Source organism: Salinimicrobium sediminis, assembly GCF_900215295.1.
GTDB lineage: Bacteria > Bacteroidota > Bacteroidia > Flavobacteriales > Flavobacteriaceae > Salinimicrobium > Salinimicrobium sediminis.
Genome location: NZ_OCMF01000003.1, coordinates 43,164 through 63,627, shown reverse-complemented (window position 1 = coordinate 63,627; position 20,464 = coordinate 43,164). Strand labels below are relative to the sequence as shown.

Here is a 20,464-nt window from a genome sequence, read left to right as displayed (position 1 = left end):
TTATTACAGGAACTTTATCAATTCCCTCATTTCCAATACCTGGTGGAATTCTTTGGAAAAATCATTCTTGTAATAATTATATAAAATAGCTCTCATCCCCAATTTTTGAGCACCAAGAATATCTGCTTCCAGGTTATCTCCAATCATCAGACTTTCATCTACATTGGCTTCAGCATTGGCAAGTGCCGTTTCAAAGATTCTAGGGTGAGGTTTTTTCACTCCAACATCTTCAGAAGTAGTAATGGTTGTAAAATATTTCAGAATTCCTGAACTCTCAAGTTTTTTATGTTGTACCTCTTTAAAACCATTGGTGATAATATGTAGTTTATAGGAGGATCTTAAATAATCCAATATCTCCAGTGCTCCCTCAAGAAGATGGTTATGATTGGGCAGGTGATCAATATAATCTACGCTTAACAGGTCTATCTGCGTATCGGTCACATTGATGTTCAGCCCATCAAAAGATTCCTTAAGCCTGCCATACCTTAGATCTTCTTTGGTCACTTTGTCTTCCCGGTAAAGCTTCCAGTAATTTTCATTTATTGGGGTGTAAATCTTTAGAAAATCCTCCAGAGGTACCATGATCTTATGCTTCTGAAAAATCGAATTAAATGCAAGACCTGAATTCTTATCAAAATCCCATAACGTATGATCCAGATCAAAGAATATGTGACGTATGTTACTGAATTTCATTTACTGTCTTTAAAATTGTGTAATTGATCCTGGAATTGGCATATTCCGAAAAATCGATATTGCTAAAAACCGCAGTTAAAGTGCCGTTCACCAGTTTTATCTGTCGTTTTATTTCCCGAACCTTATATTCAATTTCTGTTTCTTTATATTTTTGAAGTGCTCCTATACTTATAGCATATGGATGAAGCAGTAATGGAGTAGTAATTTCAAAATTCAAATCGTAAAAAAGAAAGGGTGTACATGTACCTGCTCTAAATCCAATTGCTTCAGGATAACCCATTGAATAATCGTTCTTAAATTCCAATTCTACCATGTGATTATAGGAATCTGGCAATAACAGGTTATAATGATTATTTATCCCACTCACTACTGGCCTTTTCATGATATCCTCCAGCCTCTGCTTTTCTTCTTTAAGCACCTTAAATTTCATATTGGCATAGTATCCCGGCTGCAAACCAACTTCGGCATAATCGGCAACAGATTTGATGAGACTTTGCAGCTCCAGCCGATTATGATTAATGTTACGGTCATAAGTGGAAAAATCACTCACCTGGAACATGAATTTCATCTCCACTTTATGCTTTTTCAGAAGTCTGATCAAACGCGAGTAAACATCATAGGGATCTTTTCTGAACTTAAGCATGACCTGGAGCCGGTGTAGCACATGTTTAGGCCTTAGCTGAAGCAGATCCACAAGTAGACCAAGAACAACTCTTACTATTCCCTTTTTTCGATAGCAGAAAGCTTCAGTAACGGTAATAACAGAATTTGCTGAAAATTCCCTCTCCTGGAAAACATAATTCGGAAACTTTTCTTTCAGAATTTCACGAAATCTCACTGCCCAAATGTCAATCACCGGCAATTCTAAAAATCCTTCCTGAAAAGCCAGGCTTTCACTCGCCTGAAATCTTCCCTCCTCGTCCTTTACGTGGGGAAGATATTCTTCATACCTGCTAAGCAGATAAAAGGAAGCAGCAAAAATGTCAAAGGGCAGGGAACTGTTTTCCCCCACAGCAAAAAAACAGGGAATGCCGTCCCAATCCTGCACCTTAACCTCTAGATCGCTTATCCCCTGTTCCAGCAACAGGTCAACATTCTGGATAAAAACCTCATTACCGAGACTTTGTTTTCCATAGGAAATTTTCATTCCCTCATGAGCTACAAATTCTTCAATTTTAGAGGTAAAACCTATGGGGATTCCAAGGATATGGGTGCAAAGGTTTTTAAAGGTATAGGTGATCCTGGGAGTGATTTTCTGAGTATATACCAGCAGCATAGGCTAAATTTAAAGCAAACCTTCATCGGCAAAGCTAAAGTAGGACTTCTCGGTTACAATAACGTGATCCAGCACTTTAATATCAAGGCTCTCCCCCGCAGTTTTGAATTTATTGGTTAACTGTTTGTCTGCAGTACTGGGATTCAGGTTTCCCGAAGGATGATTATGCACCAGGATGGTTGCCGTTGCACCCAGCTGCAGCGCCTGCTTATAAGCAATTCTTATATCTACCAGAGTACCGGTAATGCCACCCTTGCTTAATGGAAGCTCCTGGATAACCTTGTTGGAATTATTAAGATATAGGATCCAGAATTCCTCATGGGGCAATTCCCCGATCTTAGGTTGCATGAGTTCAAAGACCGAAGAACTGGAACTGATTTTTTTCTTTTCTAATGCCTCAGAAGAGCGTCGACGACGTCCCAGTTCCATGGCAGCAACTATGGTCAAAGCCTTGGCTTCTCCAATACTTTTCACTTCCATGAGCTGCTTAACCGAGAATTTTCCCAGCTCATTCAAATTATCTCCTGCCTTGGAAAGCACCTTTTTGGAAACTTCTACAGCAGATTCATTACGGTTGCCGGAACCGATTAAAATTGCCAGAAGTTCGGCATCGCTTAAGAATTCCCTCCCTTTTTGAAGCAGTTTCTCCCTTGGCCTATCCCCTTCTGCCCAATGTTTTATAGTAAAAGAAGGTAACTTTTCTGATTCCATTCCCCTAATTTCCTTAAAGATAAGAAAATGAAATAATCTTCAGGAAATTTTACTTTATCCACTCCGCAATTTTGTTGAAATCAAGTCCGCCGTAAGTTCCACTGCTCATGAGTAGTAAAACCACGTCCTCATAATGCTGCTGTTCCAGCAATTTCTGAAAATCTTCCGGATTGGTATAAACTTGTAGATCCTTCCTGTCAAAAGCATTGAAAATCTGCTCTTCAGCCACGGGAGCCAGCTTTTTATTTTGAATAGCTTCCGGAGAAAAATAAACTACAGCCGTATCCGCAGCATTTAAAGCACCTTGGTACTCCCTAAGGAATTCGGCATTCAGACTACTATAGGTGTGCAGTTCAAGACAAGCCACAATTTGCTTTTTTGGATACTGATGTTTTACCGCCTTTGTAGTCGCCATAACTTTTGAAGGACTGTGGGCAAAATCCTTGAACACAATAGCTTTTGAAGTTTCAGCAATTCTCTCGAGGCGTTTTGAAGCTCCTTTAAAAGAGGAAATGGCTTCATAGAAATCTTCTTCATCAATTCCCATGTGTTGACATATCCATTTCGCACCGGCAAGGTTTTGGAGATTATGGCTTCCAAAAACTGAAACAGGCATGTCTCCTTCCGGCGTTTGAAGCAGGGTCTTTTCATCTTCCACACGGAATTCCGGTGTTTGATAAGGATGTTTCCTTATGGTGTTTGTTGTTTCAGAAACCAACTTTTTAAGTTGAAGATCTTCCTCGTTATAAACAAGAATTCCTCCCTTTACAATAGAATCGATGAAGATCCTGAATTGATCCACATAATTTTCATAAGTAGGAAATACATTGATGTGATCCCAGGCGATCCCGCTTAGGAGAGCGATATTTGGTTTATAAAGATGAAATTTGGGCCTCCTGTCTATGGGAGAAGAAAGATACTCATCCCCTTCCAGGACGATGAAATCATTTTCTTTGGTTAAATGTACCATGGTGTCAAAACCTTCGAGCTGAGCGCCTACCATGTAATCCACCTCTTTTTGATGATATTTTAGCACGTGCAGGACCATGGAGGTAATAGTGGTCTTTCCATGGGAACCGCCAATAACCACGCGGGTCTTCTCCTTTGACTGCTCATAAAGGAACTCGGGATATGAGTAAACCGGAATATTTAACTCCGTTGCTTTTTGAAGTTCAGGATTATCCTCACGGGCATGCATTCCCAAAATGACAGCATCAAGATTAGCAGTTATTTTTTCAGGAAACCATCCCATTTCTTTAGGGAGCAAGCCTTTTTGCAAAAGTCGGGTACGCGAGGGTTCATAAACAGCATCATCACTTCCGGTTATTTTATAGTCTTTATTATGAAGAGCCAGGGCAAGGTTATGCATGGCGCTACCTCCTATGGCAATAAAATGAATGTACATTAAAAAATTTTTGGTGTAAAGATACGGGAAGGATGAAATAAAGGAAGATAGAAAGAAAAAAAAGAGAAATTTATGTAACAAAATCTCAATTAATAGGTCCAACTGTGAGTTACATTTAATCTATGAATGGAAAGTTTAACTTTTTATGTGTAAAAATATTCCTAAAAATATTTTATTAATGAAAAAATTGTACTTTTAACCCTCCCTACTTCAGTAACATAGCCAGCCCAAGTGCTGATGCGACATTAGCTCCCACCTTAACAGGAGTTTAAGTTTTAATATTATATGTTTGCTTAAAATTTTGAACTATATACACCTTAATGAAAATTGATTTAATTTAACACTTAGAGCCTATGCGAATTTTTACTCTGGGTAAAAATGGAATTCCTTTATTCTTTTTTGCCTTATTTTTATTGACAGGAACTTACTCATCTTACGGACAGACATGTCCTACTGTAAGTGAGACAGATTCTACACAGTACTTCTGTGATTCACAGGAAGCTGAAGTGAGTCGCCTTCGGGTGACTTCAGGAACAGACGTGGTATGGTATGCGAGTCAAACATCTGACACTCCAATACCTTCTACAAATTTTTTAGTTAGCGGAGTAACTTATTACGCCGGCACGAGCGCTAATAACTGTCAGAACAGTCGGGCAGCTGTTACAGTAGTAATTGCCAGCGAACCTGAAATCTTAGGAATTAAATCTTCAACCACTCCAGTGACTTCTGCAGAGAAAAAACAATCTCTTGCAGTAATTGGGGTTTGTGTTGCAAATGTAAATGAACCCGGGTTAACCATTGATGATCTGAGGACCAATGCAGCAGATGAAGACCAGGTAAGATGGTATTACACCCGTACAGGAGGAACAGCTATTCCTGCAGGAACAGAACTTCAAAATAACACAGATTATTATGCGGCCTTAGTTTCTGCAGATGGATCCTGTGAAACCAATAGAAGGAAAACTACTGTACAATTCTATTCTGAAGCCGCTCCAACAGGTCCGACTTCCCAGGAATTTTGCGCTATCAACAATCCAACATTAGGAGATATTGAAGCGACAGGAAACAACCGATATTTCAGTACTGTTTCTTCTCAAACTGAATTAAGTCCTAATACTCCCCTAGTAAGTGGAAGAACTTATTTCATTTCTTCAGTAGGAGAAAATTGTGAGAGTATTGACAGACTTGCTGTAACTGTTACTGTAACACCTTCCGTTGAACTTACAACTACCAGTCCTGGAATTGTGTGTGAACTAGACGTTCAGGATACTTTTCCAAGTGAGGATGCTATACGTAATTATTATTTAAATCTTTTAGGAGAAGGAGTTCCCACAAACGGAACTTTTAATCCTACTGCCGGACAATTAGCCACTCAATATCAGAATGATGCAGATGGCCTGGGAGATTTTACAACAACTTATACAGTAGGATGTGATCAGGTTGATTTGACCATCTCTATTGTTGCTTCTGAAGATGCCAATGCAGGTGCTGATGTAGCGAAAACTTATGATTTATCTCAGGGACCTCAGGATCTATACGGATTAATTTCAGGAGGTCAAACTATCGGAACTTTCGAAGGCTACCCTGACGGTATGTTTGATCCCTCATCTGAAGGACCCGGAGTTTACACCATAAACTACACAGTAGATGAAACTTCTGGATGTATAGTTGGAAGTGATACCGCTGTTTTCACTATTACTGTAGCTCCTTGTGAAGCTAATGCAGGTGAGGATGCTGATTTGGTATTTTGTCAATCTGAGGCTGTTGCTATAGCAGGCCAGCTTCTTCTGGCTCAAACTGAAGAAGAAGGCTTTGCTATTATAGCCGCCTGGATTGGGGACAGAGATTTAAACGGCACCTTTTCTAATGATCCTGAAGGACAAATTAGAACCCAATTAGCCAATGGCGCCACTGAACTTTTTGTAGAAACAACCTACACGGTTGGAACTGGAATTTGTGAAGAATCAGCTGATATCACTATTACTGTTATCGAGGACGTAGATGCAGGAGAAGATGGAAGTGTTACTCTAAATAGAAACGATACCCCTGTAGACCTTTTTGACTATTTGGGAGGTAATCCAGATACAAACGGAACATGGAACACTGGTGACGGAACTTTTGATCCAGCTACTGATGCTGCCGGCACTTATACTTATACTGTCGGTTCAGGAGATTGTACTGATTCTGCTGATGTTGTTGTAACTGTTACAACAACCCCTCCTACAGATCCAACACCGGCTGAAGGATACGCAATTGTATGTCAGGGAGACGTAGATACTTTCTTCCCAAGCTATGATGAAATCAGGAAATTCTATCTAAGATTACTTCCTGCAGGTGTATCAACCAATGGTACATTTAATCCAACGCCAAGACAAATTTCTGAAATGTACCAGGCAGATGAAGATCGTCTGGGAGAATTTACTACTGTTTATACAGTTGGTGGTGAATCTTACGAACTTACAGTAAACATAGTTACTGAAGCCGAAGCAGGAGCGAACGCTACAGTGGAATTGACTACAAAAGATGAGCCCGTTAATCTATTCGATTACCTTGGAGCAGATGCTCTACCAGGAGGAACATGGAGTTCTGGAAACGGAACTTTTGACCCTGCTACAGATGAAGCAGGTACTTTCACTTACACAGTAGGATATGAAGGTTGTATGGACTCCGCAACAGTAACTGTAATTGTTAACGACCCTACCGATCCAACTGACCCAACTGACCCAACAACTCCAGGTTCTGGATACGCGATCGTATGCCAGGGAGATGTTGATACATTCTTTCCAAGTTTTGATGAAATCAGGAAATTTTATTTAGGTTTACTTCCAACAGGAGTAGCTACAAATGGTACCTTCAATCCTACCCCAAGACAAATTTCTGAAATGTATCAGGCAGATGAAGATCGTCTGGGAGAATTTACTACTGTTTATACAGTTGGTGGTGAATCTTACGACCTTACAGTAAACATAGTTACTGAAGCCGAAGCAGGAGCGAACGCTACAGTGGAATTGACTACAGAAGATGAGCCCGTTAATCTATTCGATTACCTTGGAGAAGATGCTCTACCAGGAGGAACATGGAGTTCTGGAAACGGAACTTTTGACCCTGCAACAGATGAAGCTGGTAGCTTTACTTACACCGTAGGATACGAAGGTTGTATGGATTCTGCAACAGTGACTGTTGTAGTTACCGATTCTGAATGTGAAGGAGTCGTTGATGCAGGTACAGATAATAGCGTTACCATCTGTGAGACTGAAGTCGATGCTGAAACTTTCTCTGATGTAGAGACTTTAACAAACTTCTATCTGGTACTTTTGGACCCAGGCGTACCAACAACAGGAACTTTCAATCCAACACCTGCGGAACTTTTGGCAATGTATGCAGATGATGAGGATGGATTAGGAGATTTCACTACCACCTACACCCTTACAGAAGGAGAATGTACAGCTTCTGTTGACTTAACAGTGACTATCATTCCGGTTGAAGAAGCTAATGCTGGAACTATTGAAGATTTCCAGGTTTGTACCAGCGAGACTGCACTTGATCTTTATACATATTTAGCTGATGATTCTTCGCAAGGAGGAAAATTCTTTGATGCTGATGGAAATGAAATTACCGATGGTGCTCTTGATATTTCAGCAGTAGGTGATTACACGATAACATATACCGTCAGTGAAGAGGACGCCGGAGCTTGTGTTACAGGAACTGATTCTACAGATTTTACTGTAACAGTTGCTGAAAACACTACCAATGCAGGAGCTGATAATGCTGTTACTCTTTGTAATTCTGAAGTAAGAACTTTAAGCAACACAGGAGTCCGTAACCTTTACCTTAACCTGTTGGAAGATGGTGTTGCTACCAACGGTACCTTTAATCCTACTATTCAACAATTAATTGACCAGTACAACTTCCAGAGCAACTTTGGAGACTTTACTACAATCTATACAATTGGAACAGGAAATTGTACTGACTCTGTTGAGTTGACTGTTACTGTTGTTGAAAACCTATTAGCAGGTGAAAACGCAACAGTCACTCTTACAGAAGAAGATAGTGAAGTTTTTGATCTATTTGATGAGTTAGGAGGAACACCTGATGAAGGTGGAACATGGACCGACGCAGAAGGAAACACTTTTGACGGATCCTTCGATCCTACCACAGATGAAGCCGGAGTATATACTTATACCGTTGTAAGTGATAATGGTTGTGAAGATTCCGCTACAGTAACTGTAGTGTTTGAAGACGATCAGAATCCTTGCGAAGAACTTCCTGCAGCCCCAACCGTAGCAGACTTTGATGGATGTGTGGTTAATGGAGATACCGTAGCCGATCTTGATATCACTGTAGAAGATGGAAACACTTTCGCGGTATACACAGATGCAGCTCTTGAAACTCCAGCAACTGAAACAGATCTTCTTGTAGAGGGTGAGTATTTTGTTACTCAAACTACTGCAGAAGGATGTGAATCACCTGCAGCGACCATCACTGTCACTTTGGATGATAACGATGCACCAACGCTTTCTATGAATGGTAATATCTTCTGTAAATCAGATAATGCTACCCTTGCAGATCTTGAAGAGTTTGTTTCTGCAAACGGAGATGTTACCTGGTATGCAACTGAAACCGGTGGTGAAGCTCTTACTACAGCTACTACTTTAGTAGACGGAGTTACTTACTATGCTACCTCAACAGGTGCAGATTCAGACTGTGAAAGTTCAGAAAGACTTTCTGTAACTATCACATTAGAAACCTGCGAAATTCCGGAAGCTTTCTCTCCAAACGGAGATGGGGTGAATGACACCTTCTTTGTGAATAATCTTTCCTCCAATTATCCAAACCACATGATGGAGATCTATAACAGATGGGGAGAGCCGGTTTACAACGGAAAAGCTGGAACTAAAAATGAAGGTTGGGATGGAACTTCTTCCGAAGGATCTTTTGGAAGCGGAGTTCTACCTGCAGGTGTCTATTTCTACATCCTGTACTACAACGACGGTCAAACAGCTCCTATTCAAGGTAGATTGTACTTAAGCAGATAATTTTGAAATATTCGAAACACATGAGAAATTCTTTTATAAAAATTTTTACAGTTGTTTGCATTGCCCTTTTTTCACTAAAGGGTAATGCACAACAAGATCCAATGTACACCCAGTACATGTACAACATGAGCGTGATCAACCCCGCTTATGCGATAGATGACCTTGGGATGCTCAACGTTGGAGGACTTTACAGAAACCAATGGGCCGGAATGGATGGTGCGCCTGAAACAGCTAATTTCTTTGCCCACACCGGGCTAAGCGAAAGGCTGGAAGCAGGCATCTCCATCGTTCACGATGAAATTGGTGACATCGTAAAGGAAAATAACCTTTACGCAGACGTAGCCTACGTCCTTCCGGTTTCTGAAACTTCAAAATTATCATTTGGGGTAAAGGCTGGGGTAACTTTCTTTGATGCAGATCTTTCCAGACTGAGAACTAATGATCCGGATGACGATGCAATGCAAAACATCAGTGAAGCCTTCCCAAATTTTGGTGTTGGAGCTTACTGGTTTGGAGATAAGTACTACGTTGGTTTATCTGCCCCAAACATCTTCACTTCAAAGCATCTTGAAAATGAAACAGGATTAGCTCGTTTAGGAGAAGAGAACATACATTATTTCCTTACAGGGGGATATGTATTTGACCTCAACCCAAACTTGAAATTAAAGCCCGCTTTTATGGCTCGTGCTGTAGAAGGAGCTCCTCTTTCTGTTGACATTACAGCAAACGTACTTCTTTACAACCGTTTTGAAGCCGGGGTAGCTTACCGTTTTGATGAAACAGTTAGTGGTCTGGTCAACTTCAGAGTGACTCCAGAGCTTAGAATAGGTTATGCCTATGACTACACTACAGGAAATCTTGGTGACTTCAACGACGGTACTCATGAGATCATGGTATTGTTTGACCTTGACCTGCTAGGCCTATCAAAAGGCTATAACGTATCCCCAAGATTCTTCTAAAAAACTGAGACACATGAAAAAACTTTATAGCACACTTTTGATTTTACTTGTTGGATTTGGTGCATTCGCACAAAATTCCCAGGTGAAAAAGGCAAATAAGCTCTACCTTCAAAGAGCTTATATGGAGGCTTCTGAACAGTACCGTTTGGTTTCCGATAAGAATCAGGAGGTTCTTGAAAAATTAGGCGACTCCTATTACTTTACCAACCGAATGAAGGAAGCTGAAGATACCTACAGCCGACTATTCGATCAGTTTGAGACCATTGATCCAATGTATAAATTCCGTTATTCTCACGCTTTGAGAGCCGTGGGTAAGAACGATAAGGCTGCTCAATACCTTGGGGAATACCTGGGAGAAGAAGTAAACTGGGAAGACTGGACCACTAAAATGGATACCGCAGTTTCTCACACTTACACCACAAACCAGGTAATGCAGAATGCTGCTTCTTCCGACTTCGGAATTACCTTCATGGGTGATAAAGTGGTTTTCGCTTCTACCAGAAACTCAGACAGACCTATCTACAGATGGAACAATAAGCCATATCTTGATCTTTATGAGGCTAATATTTCTGATGATGGAAAATTAACTGAAATCGAACTTTTCGGAAATGAGATCAATACCGATACTCATGAAAGCTCTGCTGCATTTTCTGATGACGGAAACGTAATGTACTTCGATCGTACCAACGAGAGAAGAGTGAAGACTGACTGGTCTGAAGTTCCTGTAGCTACAATCCGAATCTACCGTGCCGAAAAAGAGAATGGAGAGTGGACAAACATTGAAGAGCTTCCTTTTACCAGCGATCAGTATTCTACAGAACATCCTACTCTAAGCCAGGATGGGAAAACGCTTTATTTTGCGAGCGATATGCCCGGTTCATTAGGTTCCTTTGACATCTACAAAGTGGCTGTTAACGAAGATGGCACTTTTGGAGAGCCCGTAAATCTTGGACCTAATGTAAACACTGCTAACCGTGAGCAGTTCCCATACATTGCCAATGACGGAACTCTTTACTTTGCAACCGATGGTCGTATCGGCTTCGGAAATCTTGACATTTTCAAAGCTGAAGCTGAAGGTACTGGTTTCTCAGAAGCTCAAAACTTAGGTAACACGCTGAATTCTGAATTTGACGATTTCGCTTATGTGTTGAAAGAAGGAGAAGAAAAGGGATACCTTGCATCTAACCGAAGAGGATCTGACAATCTTTACGCTTTTAGTCGTGAAGAATACAAGAAGCCTGTACTTCCGAAGGAAGAAATGGAGATCAATCCTGAAACCGGAAGAAGACAGATCGCAGGTGTAGGTAATATCTACTTCGACTTTGACAAAGCTACCATTAAGCCTGAGTCTGAACCAACTCTTAACCGTGTGGTGGAGATCATGAAGAACTACCCAATGTTAAAGATCGAAATTGGATCTCACGCGGATGCTCGCGGAAGCGATAAGTATAACATGGATCTTTCTCAAAGACGTGCTGAGTCTACTCTTGAATACCTTGTGACAAATGGTATCAGCAGAGATAGATTGGTACCAAAAGGATATGGAGAAGAAGTTCCGTTGAACGATTGTACTCAACCTACAGGTTGTACAAACGAACAATATGCTAAGAACCGAAGAAGTGAATTCACAGAGATCACAGGAGATACAAAATATTTCCAGGATCAACCTGAAGCACAACAGCAGGAAGAAGAAAATTAGGCATCTAACTAACTAACCACAAAAAGGCCCTGAGAGATCAGGGCCTTTTTAATTTGACGAAGTTTAAAATTAGTTTACGGAATTACCTTTTTGGAGGGTAACCTTCTAAAGCTTTTTCTACTATAGCATCAAAGCGATTTTGTCGCTCTTCAGGAGAAGCATTAAAGTTAAACTTGCTATCCACGACCGCCTGCCATACCAGAGCGTCAGTTTCTACATCGATAAGATCAAATGTTAGTCTCAGGAAGGTCTGAGGTCCTCCTATAGGAATACCTCCGCTCACCCCTACTCCGACATTCCTGCCGGTTCCACCCACACCTACTCCCAGGCTGCTTCCGCTTTGCTCCTGGTATTCTTCTGTGTAAATATTGAGGTATAGATCAGTATTTTGGGAACTGTACAAATTTTTCTCCCTAAGCGCATTTTCGACACTGCTAAGGAGTCTTTTCTCATCTAATGGACTTAATCCGGTTCGAATCTCGGGATAAATAGCAACGGAAGAATATTCTGAAAAGTTGGCCTGCTGATCGTAGTCATAAACCACCTGAGTCCCGCCACAGGAGACTAAAAGGAAAAATAAACCTATAAAAAAATATGATTTCATAACAGTGTTTTCCTTAAAAATAAAGAAAACACTCCTGACAATTAAGAGATTAACAAGGAATTATACAGTCTCCTTGTTCAACATCTCCCAAAGTTTATCTTTTAATTCGGTAAGTCCCTGTTGTGCTACAGAAGAAATGAAAATATAAGGTGCACCCAAACTTCCGTCAAGTTCCTTTTTAATTTCTGCTTTTAATTCGCTGTCAAGCATGTCGCTTTTGGAGATTGCAATCAATCTGTCCTTGTCCAGCATTTCAGGATTGTAGCGGCGCAATTCATCCAGCAGGATCTCGTACTGCTTCTTGATATCTTTAGCATCTGCAGGGATCAAAAATAGCAGTGTTGAGTTTCTTTCAATATGCCTCAGGAACCGATGTCCTATTCCCTTTCCTTCTGCAGCGCCTTCAATAATTCCGGGAATATCGGCTACCACAAAGGTCTTAAAATCGCGATATTCAACAATTCCTAAGTTAGGTTTTAGAGTGGTGAATTCGTAATCGGCTATTTTAGGCTTGGCGGCAGTGATCACTGAAAGCAATGTAGATTTCCCGGCATTTGGAAACCCAACCAGGCCGACGTCGGCCAGGATCTTAAGCTCCAGAGTGACGTCATGCTCCTCGCCGGGAATTCCGGGTTGGGCATACCTTGGCGTTTGATTAGTGGATGACTTAAAATGCCAGTTACCTAATCCCCCTTTTCCACCTTCGGCAACAACGATTTCCTGTCCGTCTTCTGTAATTTCATGAAGTACTTCCTGGGTTTCAGTATCGCGAATAACAGTTCCTAATGGGACATCGATGATCTCATCCTGCCCGTCGGCCCCGGTACTTCGTTGTTTACTGCCATGTTCTCCATGGCCTGCTTTCACATGTCTTTTGAACTTAAGATGAAACAGTGTCCAAAGGTTTTTGTTCCCCCTCAAGATCACATGCCCTCCACGGCCACCATCTCCTCCATCTGGACCGCCTTTGGCTACATATTTCTCCCGGTGTAAATGGGCGGATCCTTTACCCCCGTTTCCGGATGAAACATGGATCTTAACATAATCAACAAAATTACCTTCAGTCATTCTTTCTTTCTTAACCCGGAATCCGGGATGGTGTTAGACCAGTTGGTCAATAACTTCTTTTAAACGGTTGGTGATCTCCTGTATGGTTCCTACTCCGTTTATTCCAAAATATTTATTTTCTTTCAGATAAAACTGCTTTAAGATAGCAGTTTCTTCGTAATAAACTTTAATGCGTTTGCGAATAACCAGTTCATTGGCATCATCGGGCCTTCCCGATGTCTTTCCGCGTTCAAGTAGACGCTGTACAAGGATCTCATCATCAACTTCCAAAGCAATCATCGCACTTACCTGGGTTCCTTCCTCGTTCAGGAATTCTTCCAGGGCTTCGGCCTGTGCCACAGTACGTGGAAATCCGTCGAAAATGAAACCATTGCCCTCACTTGCCTGTCTCACCTCAGCCTTCAGCATATCAATGGTAACTGTATCGGGTACCAACTGGCCTTTATCCATATAGGCTTTTGCCAATTTTCCCAGTTCAGTCTCGTTTTTGATATTGTACCTAAAGACATCTCCCGTGGAAATATGTTTTAGGTTATAATGATCTTTAAGAATGGTAGCCTGGGTTCCTTTGCCCGCTCCCGGAGGTCCAAACAGCACGAGGTTTGTCATTTTAGTATTTTTAAGTTTATAAACCTGGGTGAGATTTCTTCCCAGGCCGTTATAATCGAGTCCGTATCCAACTATAAAATCATTTGGGATCTCCAGACCTATATAATCTATATGAAGAGACTTATGATAGGCAGCAGGTTTATAAAAAAGAGTTGCAATTTTATAAGACTCCACTTCCTCCCTTTTAAGGATCTTATCTATACTTTCAATAGTATTCCCTGTATCTACAATATCTTCAATAATGATCACCTGCCTTCCCTTAAGAGATTCGGTAAGGCCCATTAAAGATTCCACTTTTCCGGTGGTACCGGTACCCTCATACGAGCTTAGCCGCACAAAATGCACTTCACAATCTCCTTTAAACTTTTTTATAAGTTCGGCTGCAAACAAAAAAGCGCCATTCAGGATCCCCAGGAATACCGGAGTTTCTCCTTCAAAATCGGCATTGATCTGCGCAGCCACCTTCTCGATGCCTGCATTGATCTCAGATTCAGAAATAAAAGGGGTAAATTTTAGATCGTGTAATTGTACCAAAACAAAATTATTTTTGGGAAGCAAAGATACATATTCCATTCAACTCATCATGTCAATGCCTGCGCATTTCTAATTGAATCTTGCGGCATTCTTGATTTTTAAAATTATTTTTGCTGAAACACCGCTTTAATGACGAATTTCTTTTCTTCAGATTTCACCCTCGGGATCCTTGGCGGCGGCCAGTTGGGCAAGATGCTGCTTTACGAAACGCGGAAATTTGATATACAAACTATTGTACTTGATCCAAGTGCAGAAGCTCCCTGCCGCATTGCCTGTAACGAATTCACACGGGGCGATCTCATGGACTATGATACAGTGCTTAACTTCGGAAGAAAGGCAGATGTAATAACCTTTGAGATTGAAGGGGTCAATGTTGACGCGCTTGAAAAACTGGAAGCTGAAGGCAAGAAAGTCTATCCATCCTCACAAACCCTGAAGAGGATCCAGGATAAAGGAGTGCAAAAGGATTTTTTCAGCAGCCACGAAATTCCGACAGCCGCATACAAAAAATGCCCTTCAAAAAAGGCATTTTTGGAAGGGCTTCAAAAAGGAGAAATTTCGCTGCCTTTGGTCTGGAAAAGTACCACAGGCGGGTACGACGGAAAAGGTGTTGCGATAATAAAAAATATGGATGCTGCAGAAGATCTTCCGGAAACTGAGTGTATTGCCGAAGACCTTATCCCATTCAAGAACGAACTGGCAGTGATCGTGGCACGAAATCCTTCAGGAGAAGTAAAAACTTATCCAGTTGTGGAAATGGAATTTCACCCTGAAGCCAATCAGGTGGAATATGTAATTTGTCCGGCGCGTATAGATGCTTCCGTAGCTGAAAAGGCTCGAAAAGTGGCCGAAAAAGTTTCCGAAGCATATCAACATGTGGGTCTACTTGCGGTAGAGATGTTTCAAACCGAAGAGGATGAGATCCTGGTGAATGAAGTAGCGCCAAGGCCACACAATAGCGGGCATTACAGCATAGAAGCCGCGTTTACCAACCAATTTGAACAACATTTAAGGGCGATCCTTGATCTTCCCCTTGGAGAAACAGAAAGCAAAGCCGGCGGCGTGATGGTAAATCTTGTTGGCGAAGAAGGCTATACCGGAAATGTCGTTTATGAGAACATTTCAGAGATCCTGAAACTAAAGGGCGTCACTCCCCACATCTACGGAAAGAAGATCACGCGGCCTTTCAGAAAAATGGGACATGTGACGATCGTAAATGCAGATCTTTCTGAAGCCAGGAAGATTGCTGAAGAAGTTAAAAAGACTATAAGAGTAATAAGTTAATAATATAACAGACCTTCAGGTTTTTAAAATCTGAGAGGTCTAAACTTTATAACATGAGCAAAATAGGGATCATCATGGGCAGCACCAGCGATTTGCCGGTAATGCAGGAAGCCATCGACATTTTAGCATCTTTTGGGATCGAGACCGAAGTAGATATAGTCTCTGCCCACCGTACCCCCGACAAACTTTTCGATTACGGAAAAAATGCTCATCATCGCGACATCAAAGTGATCATTGCCGGCGCCGGGGGCGCCGCGCACCTACCGGGAATGATCGCTTCCCTTTCTCCACTTCCGGTCATCGGAGTGCCGGTAAAATCGAGTAATTCCATTGACGGGTGGGATTCTGTACTATCGATTCTTCAAATGCCTGGCGGCGTACCCGTGGCCACTGTGGCGCTTAATGGTGCTAAAAATGCAGGAATTCTGGCAGCTCAGATCCTGGGTAGTGCAAATTCAGAAATTCTGGAAAAAATTGTAGCTTACAAGGAAAGCCTGAAACAGAAAGTACTGGAAGGCGCAAAGGAAATAAAAAAGTAAAGCCACGCTTTCACGTGGCTTTGAAGTAGCATTTGTTGTTTTAATAGTATTTATTAACCATTCTAAATATATTAATCAAAAACCTAAAGCTACTATCGTTAATATTTTTGATAAGGTGAAGTAAAGAATTTTTTTAGAAAAAAACCAATTTTTTCTAAAAATTTAGTTAAATGACTCTCTATTAAGGTAATATAAAATTGTTTATGATAAAAGGAAACCCGCTTTTGGAGCCGTTCGATACTGCTCCTTTCATGAAAATAAAAACAGAACATTACAAACCGGCAATAGAGGAGGCCATTGAGCTTGCAAGGAAAGATATAGCAGAGATCACCGCTTCTACTGAAGCCCCCAGTTTTAAAAACACCATTGAAAAACTGGATTTTGCAGGAGAAAAACTGGATCGCATCACCAGCATTTTCTTTAATATAAATTCAGCCGAAACCAATGATGAGATCCAGAAGCTGGCGCAGGAGATCTCTCCGGTGTTGACAGATTTTAAAAATGACGTCATCCAGGATCCTGTACTTTTCAAAAAAGTGAAAGCTGTTTATGAACAAAGGGATTCTCTGGACCTCAACGTGGAACAAAGTACGCTCCTTGACAAGAAGTACAAGATGTTTACCCGCAACGGGGCCAACCTTAACGCGGAACAAAAACAGCAGTTAAGGAAGCTCGATAAAGAACTTGCCGCTTTAAGTCTCAATTTTGGTGAGAATGTGCTCGCAGAGACCAACCGCTATGAACTGCATATCACCAAAGAGGAAGACCTCGAAGGATTGCCTAAAGGAGTGAGAACTGCGGCAAGAATGTTGGCAAAAGAAAAGAATAAAGAAGGCTGGATCTTCAACTTACATTACCCCAGTTTTATTCCTTTCATGAAGTATGCGAAGAATAGGGAATTGCGTAAAGAACTGGCAATAGCATTTGGGGCCAAAGGATTTCACGGGGATGAACTGGACAACCAGGAGAATGTCCTAAAAATTGTGAAACTCAGGCATCAAAAGGCCAATCTTTTAGGCTATCCGACATATGCTCATTTTACTCTTGAGGAGCGTATGGCCGAAACCCCCGAAAAAGTGAATTCTTTTATGGAGGAACTTCTGGAAAAAGCCAAACCTGCTGCTCAAAAGGAATTTTCGGAATTAGAAAATTTCGCCAGAGAGCTTGATGCGATCGGCCGACTCGAAAAATGGGATGCCGCATATTATTCAGAAAAACTGAAACAAAAACTTTTTGATCTTGATGACGAGAAGCTAAAACCTTATTTTGAGCTTAACAGGGTGATCAACGGCGTCTTCTTAGTTGCTGAAAAATTGTACGGTCTTAACTTTGAGCAGGTTTTTGATGTAGAGGTCTATCATCCTGAAGTCACTACTTATAAGGTCACAGACGAAGCCGGAAAAGAAATAGCCTTGTTTTATGCCGATTTTCATCCCCGGGAAGGAAAACGCGGCGGCGCATGGATGACCTCTTATAAATCTCAATACCGCCTAAACAACAAAGAAGAGCGACCACATATTTCCATTGTCTGCAATTTCACAAAACCCACAGAGGAGGAGCCTTCCCTCCTAACCTTCAATGAGGTGACGACACTTTTCCACGAATTTGGTCATGCCCTACATGGGATGCTGGCTAATACTACTTATCCGGGTACTTCGGGAACCAATGTGTACTGGGATTTTGTGGAACTGCCAAGCCAGGTATTGGAGAACTGGTGCTATGAAAAAGAAGCCTTAAAACTCTTCGCTAAACATTTTGAGACCGGGGAAATAATTCCGGAGGAATTGATACAAAAAATAAAGGATTCGGCTACTTTTCATGAAGGAATGGCAACACTAAGACAGCTTAGCTTCGGAATGCTTGACATGAGCTGGCACGGGCAGGATCCTTCTGGCATTACAGATGTAAAGGCGCATGAAGAAAAGGCCTTTGAACCCACACAATTATATCCCGAAGTTAAAGAGAATTGCATGAGTACCTCTTTCTCCCATATTTTCCAGGGAGGCTATGCTGCGGGCTATTATTCCTATAAATGGGCAGAAGTGCTGGATGCCGATGCTTTTGAATTCTTTACTGAAAATGGCATTTTTGACAGGAAAACTGCAGACAAATTCAGGGAGACGGTTCTTTCCAGGGGCGGCACAGAGCATCCATTGACCTTGTACAAACGCTTCAGGGGGAGAGAGGCTGCCCCGGAAGCCCTTTTACGACGGGCAGGATTGCTTCCGAAGAAATAATTCAGGGAAGGATCAGCTCTTTCCGCAGCAATAGAAAAAGGTTTAGTGAAACTTGAGAAAGTATTAACTAAATCTTTTCCTATTTTTGAGAGACTCCAACCATCCAAAAATGGAAGAAAACCAACTTGATCCGGAAAAATGGGTTGACCGGTATTCAGATTACCTGTTCAATTATACTATCGTGCGGGTAAATGACCGGGAGGTGGCGAATGATATTATTTCAGAAACCTTTTTGGCGGGTTTAAATTCCATGAAGAATTTTAAAGGGGAAGCTTCGGAAAGGACATGGTTGATCTCTATTCTTAAGCGAAAGATCATTGATCATTACCGCAAATCCAATTCAAATAAAGGTCAGGCCGAAGTGAAAATGAACTTTCCCGACAGCGATAATGAGGGAGACTGGCTGGAAGAGCGGGTTGCAGATCTTTCTGACATGACTGCCGAAGATCAAATGGAGAATCGGGAACTGGGTCTTGCCATTCTGGATTGCCTGGACCAGCTCAATGAAAAGCAGGCAAAGATCTTCAAAATGAAAACAATTGATGGTTTAGACACAGAAACCATTTGTAATGAATTCAATATTAGTCCGTCTAACCTTTGGGTGATCATTCATAGAGCCAGAACTTCTCTGGCCAAATGCCTGGAGAAAAACTGGTTTTAGTATGAAGGGAATAAGTATTATGAAACTTAGCTGCAGAGAGGCAGCCAGCGTTTGCAATAAAGCAGAATATAAAGAAGCAAACCTGCGGGAGAAGTTAAGACTTAAACTTCATCTCTTTTTTTGTAAGACCTGCAAAGACTATTACCAAAACAACCGGAAGCTAACGGGCCTGATTAAAAAGGCAGATATTAAACCATGTTCAGCCGAACAGAAAGAGATCTTTAAACAACACATGAAGAACGGAAATTCAAAAACTACTGAATAGCCACAACAATCCCAACCACATTATTGGAATACCTTCCACCCAAAAAGCAGCAAAATAGCGGCTTTGTCTTTCTTTAGAGGACCATACCAGCAATCCTGTTACCAAGCACATAATTATAATTGCCGATATTGAAGCGACAGTCGCAGTACTTTTCCACAATTCAAGACCAATTACCACCAGCAATAAGATTATTCCAAGGACCTTTGTTTTGGTTACTCCAATGCGTTGCGGCAAAGTCCCCAGTTGTTCCAGGTCATATTTTAGGTCTCTTATTTCAAAAGGCAGGATCCACACCAGCACCAGGAGAAACCGCTGCAGGAATTCCGGCAGAAGGGTGTCAAAAATGCTATTTTTGAAAGGTAATACCGGCAATACTACTGTGACTCCCGCCCATACAAAAGCAATGATAAAAATCTTGACTCCTGAGATGCTCCTAAGATTGCGGCGTTTGCTGAAAACAGGTAACGCATAAAGCAGGGTGAATAATCCGAAGAAAGCGCTCCACAAAAGCACCTGAATTTCCACCAGGAAAATTGAAATCAATAACCCAACCAGGCATAAAAGTGTAAAAACCTGAATAAATCTGAGTCTTTTGGTAAGGCTGCGGTGGTGCAAACCCGTAATGCCGGCGTACTTTACAAAGTTGTAACCGCAAATGCTTCCAAAAAGGATAAAAAACAAAAGGTTTTTTTCTAAGGGAATTTCAAAGTTTATCCAGGTGATAAGGACCAGGGAAACTACTGCTAAAGCCACATGTATGCTGCTGTTGATATAGAAATTAAATAGCTTTTTTGCAGCTCCCATTTTTTGTCTTAGACCCCTTAAAAACTTAACACATCTTGCCCTTTAAATTCATTAAAAAATAGGTTGATTTTCCGTATTTT

Annotated in this window: 16 protein-coding genes; 8 read left to right on the top strand and 8 right to left on the bottom strand. The window is 41.3% G+C overall.

From position 1 onward, the window contains the following. Nucleotides 1-3: 3 nt before the first annotated feature. Genes CRO16_RS11300 through CRO16_RS11285 form a run of 4 tightly spaced genes read right to left on the bottom strand, consistent with a single transcriptional unit; the run spans nucleotide 4 to nucleotide 4,085 of the window. Entirely contained in the window at nucleotides 4-693 is a 690-nt protein-coding gene (locus tag CRO16_RS11300; RefSeq protein WP_097056514.1) for a YjjG family noncanonical pyrimidine nucleotidase, read from the bottom strand. Further along, the gene (locus CRO16_RS11295) at nucleotides 680-1,969 is read right to left on the bottom strand and encodes a polysaccharide deacetylase family protein (protein ID WP_097056513.1); all 1,290 of its coding nucleotides are present in this window, start codon (nucleotides 1,967-1,969) and stop codon (nucleotides 680-682) included. Before CRO16_RS11295 ends, CRO16_RS11300 begins: the two co-directional genes overlap by 14 nt. A 9-nt stretch (nucleotides 1,970-1,978) precedes the next feature. Next, entirely contained in the window at nucleotides 1,979-2,680 is a 702-nt protein-coding gene (gene radC / locus CRO16_RS11290; RefSeq protein ID WP_097056512.1) for a RadC family protein, read from the bottom strand. A gap of 49 nt (nucleotides 2,681-2,729) precedes the next feature. Then, nucleotides 2,730-4,085 carry a UDP-N-acetylmuramate--L-alanine ligase gene (locus CRO16_RS11285; RefSeq protein WP_097056511.1) on the bottom strand — a complete coding sequence of 452 codons (1,356 nt, stop codon included), beginning with the start codon at nucleotides 4,083-4,085 and terminating at the stop codon, nucleotides 2,730-2,732. 353 nt (nucleotides 4,086-4,438) lie between these two features. Here CRO16_RS11285 and CRO16_RS11280 point away from each other — a divergent pair, with 353 nt between their 5' ends. The 3 genes from CRO16_RS11280 to CRO16_RS11270 are packed head-to-tail and all read left to right on the top strand — an operon-like array spanning nucleotide 4,439 to nucleotide 11,779. After that, nucleotides 4,439-9,121, top strand: coding sequence for a gliding motility-associated C-terminal domain-containing protein (locus CRO16_RS11280; protein ID WP_097056510.1), 4,683 nt, complete (start codon nucleotides 4,439-4,441; stop codon nucleotides 9,119-9,121). A 20-nt stretch (nucleotides 9,122-9,141) separates the two neighbouring features. Beyond that, nucleotides 9,142-10,080, top strand: a complete 939-nt coding sequence (locus CRO16_RS11275; RefSeq protein ID WP_097056509.1) for a PorP/SprF family type IX secretion system membrane protein — start codon at nucleotides 9,142-9,144, stop codon at nucleotides 10,078-10,080. A gap of 13 nt (nucleotides 10,081-10,093) precedes the next feature. Next, complete coding sequence (locus tag CRO16_RS11270; protein WP_097056508.1) at nucleotides 10,094-11,779, top strand: OmpA family protein; 1,686 nt, start codon at nucleotides 10,094-10,096, stop codon at nucleotides 11,777-11,779. 82 nt (nucleotides 11,780-11,861) lie between these two features. Here the strand turns inward: CRO16_RS11270 and CRO16_RS11265 are convergent, their stop codons facing one another. The 3 genes from CRO16_RS11265 to CRO16_RS11255 are packed head-to-tail and all read right to left on the bottom strand — an operon-like array spanning nucleotide 11,862 to nucleotide 14,594. Then, on the bottom strand, nucleotides 11,862-12,383 hold the full coding sequence (locus tag CRO16_RS11265) for a DUF4136 domain-containing protein (RefSeq protein ID WP_097056507.1): 522 nt from the start codon (nucleotides 12,381-12,383) through the stop codon (nucleotides 11,862-11,864). Between the two features lie 60 nt (nucleotides 12,384-12,443). After that, entirely contained in the window at nucleotides 12,444-13,451 is a 1,008-nt protein-coding gene (gene obgE / locus CRO16_RS11260; protein ID WP_097056506.1) for a GTPase ObgE, read from the bottom strand. Nucleotides 13,452-13,484: 33 nt separating this feature from the next. Further along, the gene (locus tag CRO16_RS11255) at nucleotides 13,485-14,594 is read right to left on the bottom strand and encodes an adenylate kinase (protein ID WP_097056796.1); all 1,110 of its coding nucleotides are present in this window, start codon (nucleotides 14,592-14,594) and stop codon (nucleotides 13,485-13,487) included. A gap of 129 nt (nucleotides 14,595-14,723) precedes the next feature. On the opposite strand from CRO16_RS11255, the gene CRO16_RS11250 reads away from it, so the two are divergent. From CRO16_RS11250 to CRO16_RS11230, 5 genes are all read left to right on the top strand, one after another. Then, nucleotides 14,724-15,878 carry a 5-(carboxyamino)imidazole ribonucleotide synthase gene (locus tag CRO16_RS11250; protein WP_097056505.1) on the top strand — a complete coding sequence of 385 codons (1,155 nt, stop codon included), beginning with the start codon at nucleotides 14,724-14,726 and terminating at the stop codon, nucleotides 15,876-15,878. Nucleotides 15,879-15,931: 53 nt separating this feature from the next. After that, nucleotides 15,932-16,417, top strand: coding sequence for a 5-(carboxyamino)imidazole ribonucleotide mutase (purE, locus tag CRO16_RS11245; RefSeq protein WP_097056504.1), 486 nt, complete (start codon nucleotides 15,932-15,934; stop codon nucleotides 16,415-16,417). Between the two features lie 203 nt (nucleotides 16,418-16,620). Further along, a complete protein-coding gene (locus tag CRO16_RS11240) occupies nucleotides 16,621-18,654 on the top strand; it encodes a M3 family metallopeptidase (protein WP_097056503.1) in 2,034 nt (677 codons plus the stop codon). Between the two features lie 109 nt (nucleotides 18,655-18,763). Next, the gene (locus CRO16_RS11235; RefSeq protein ID WP_097056502.1) at nucleotides 18,764-19,315 is read left to right on the top strand and encodes a sigma-70 family RNA polymerase sigma factor; all 552 of its coding nucleotides are present in this window, start codon (nucleotides 18,764-18,766) and stop codon (nucleotides 19,313-19,315) included. 1 nt (nucleotide 19,316) lies between these two features. Next, nucleotides 19,317-19,580 (top strand): hypothetical protein, encoded by a 264-nt coding sequence (locus tag CRO16_RS11230; RefSeq protein WP_097056501.1) that lies wholly within the window; start codon nucleotides 19,317-19,319, stop codon nucleotides 19,578-19,580. Here CRO16_RS11230 and CRO16_RS11225 read toward each other — a convergent pair. Next, nucleotides 19,563-20,384, bottom strand: coding sequence for a UbiA prenyltransferase family protein (locus CRO16_RS11225; RefSeq protein ID WP_245859016.1), 822 nt, complete (start codon nucleotides 20,382-20,384; stop codon nucleotides 19,563-19,565). The two genes, CRO16_RS11230 and CRO16_RS11225, sit on opposite strands and share 18 nt — an antisense overlap. Nucleotides 20,385-20,464 lie beyond the last annotated feature (80 nt).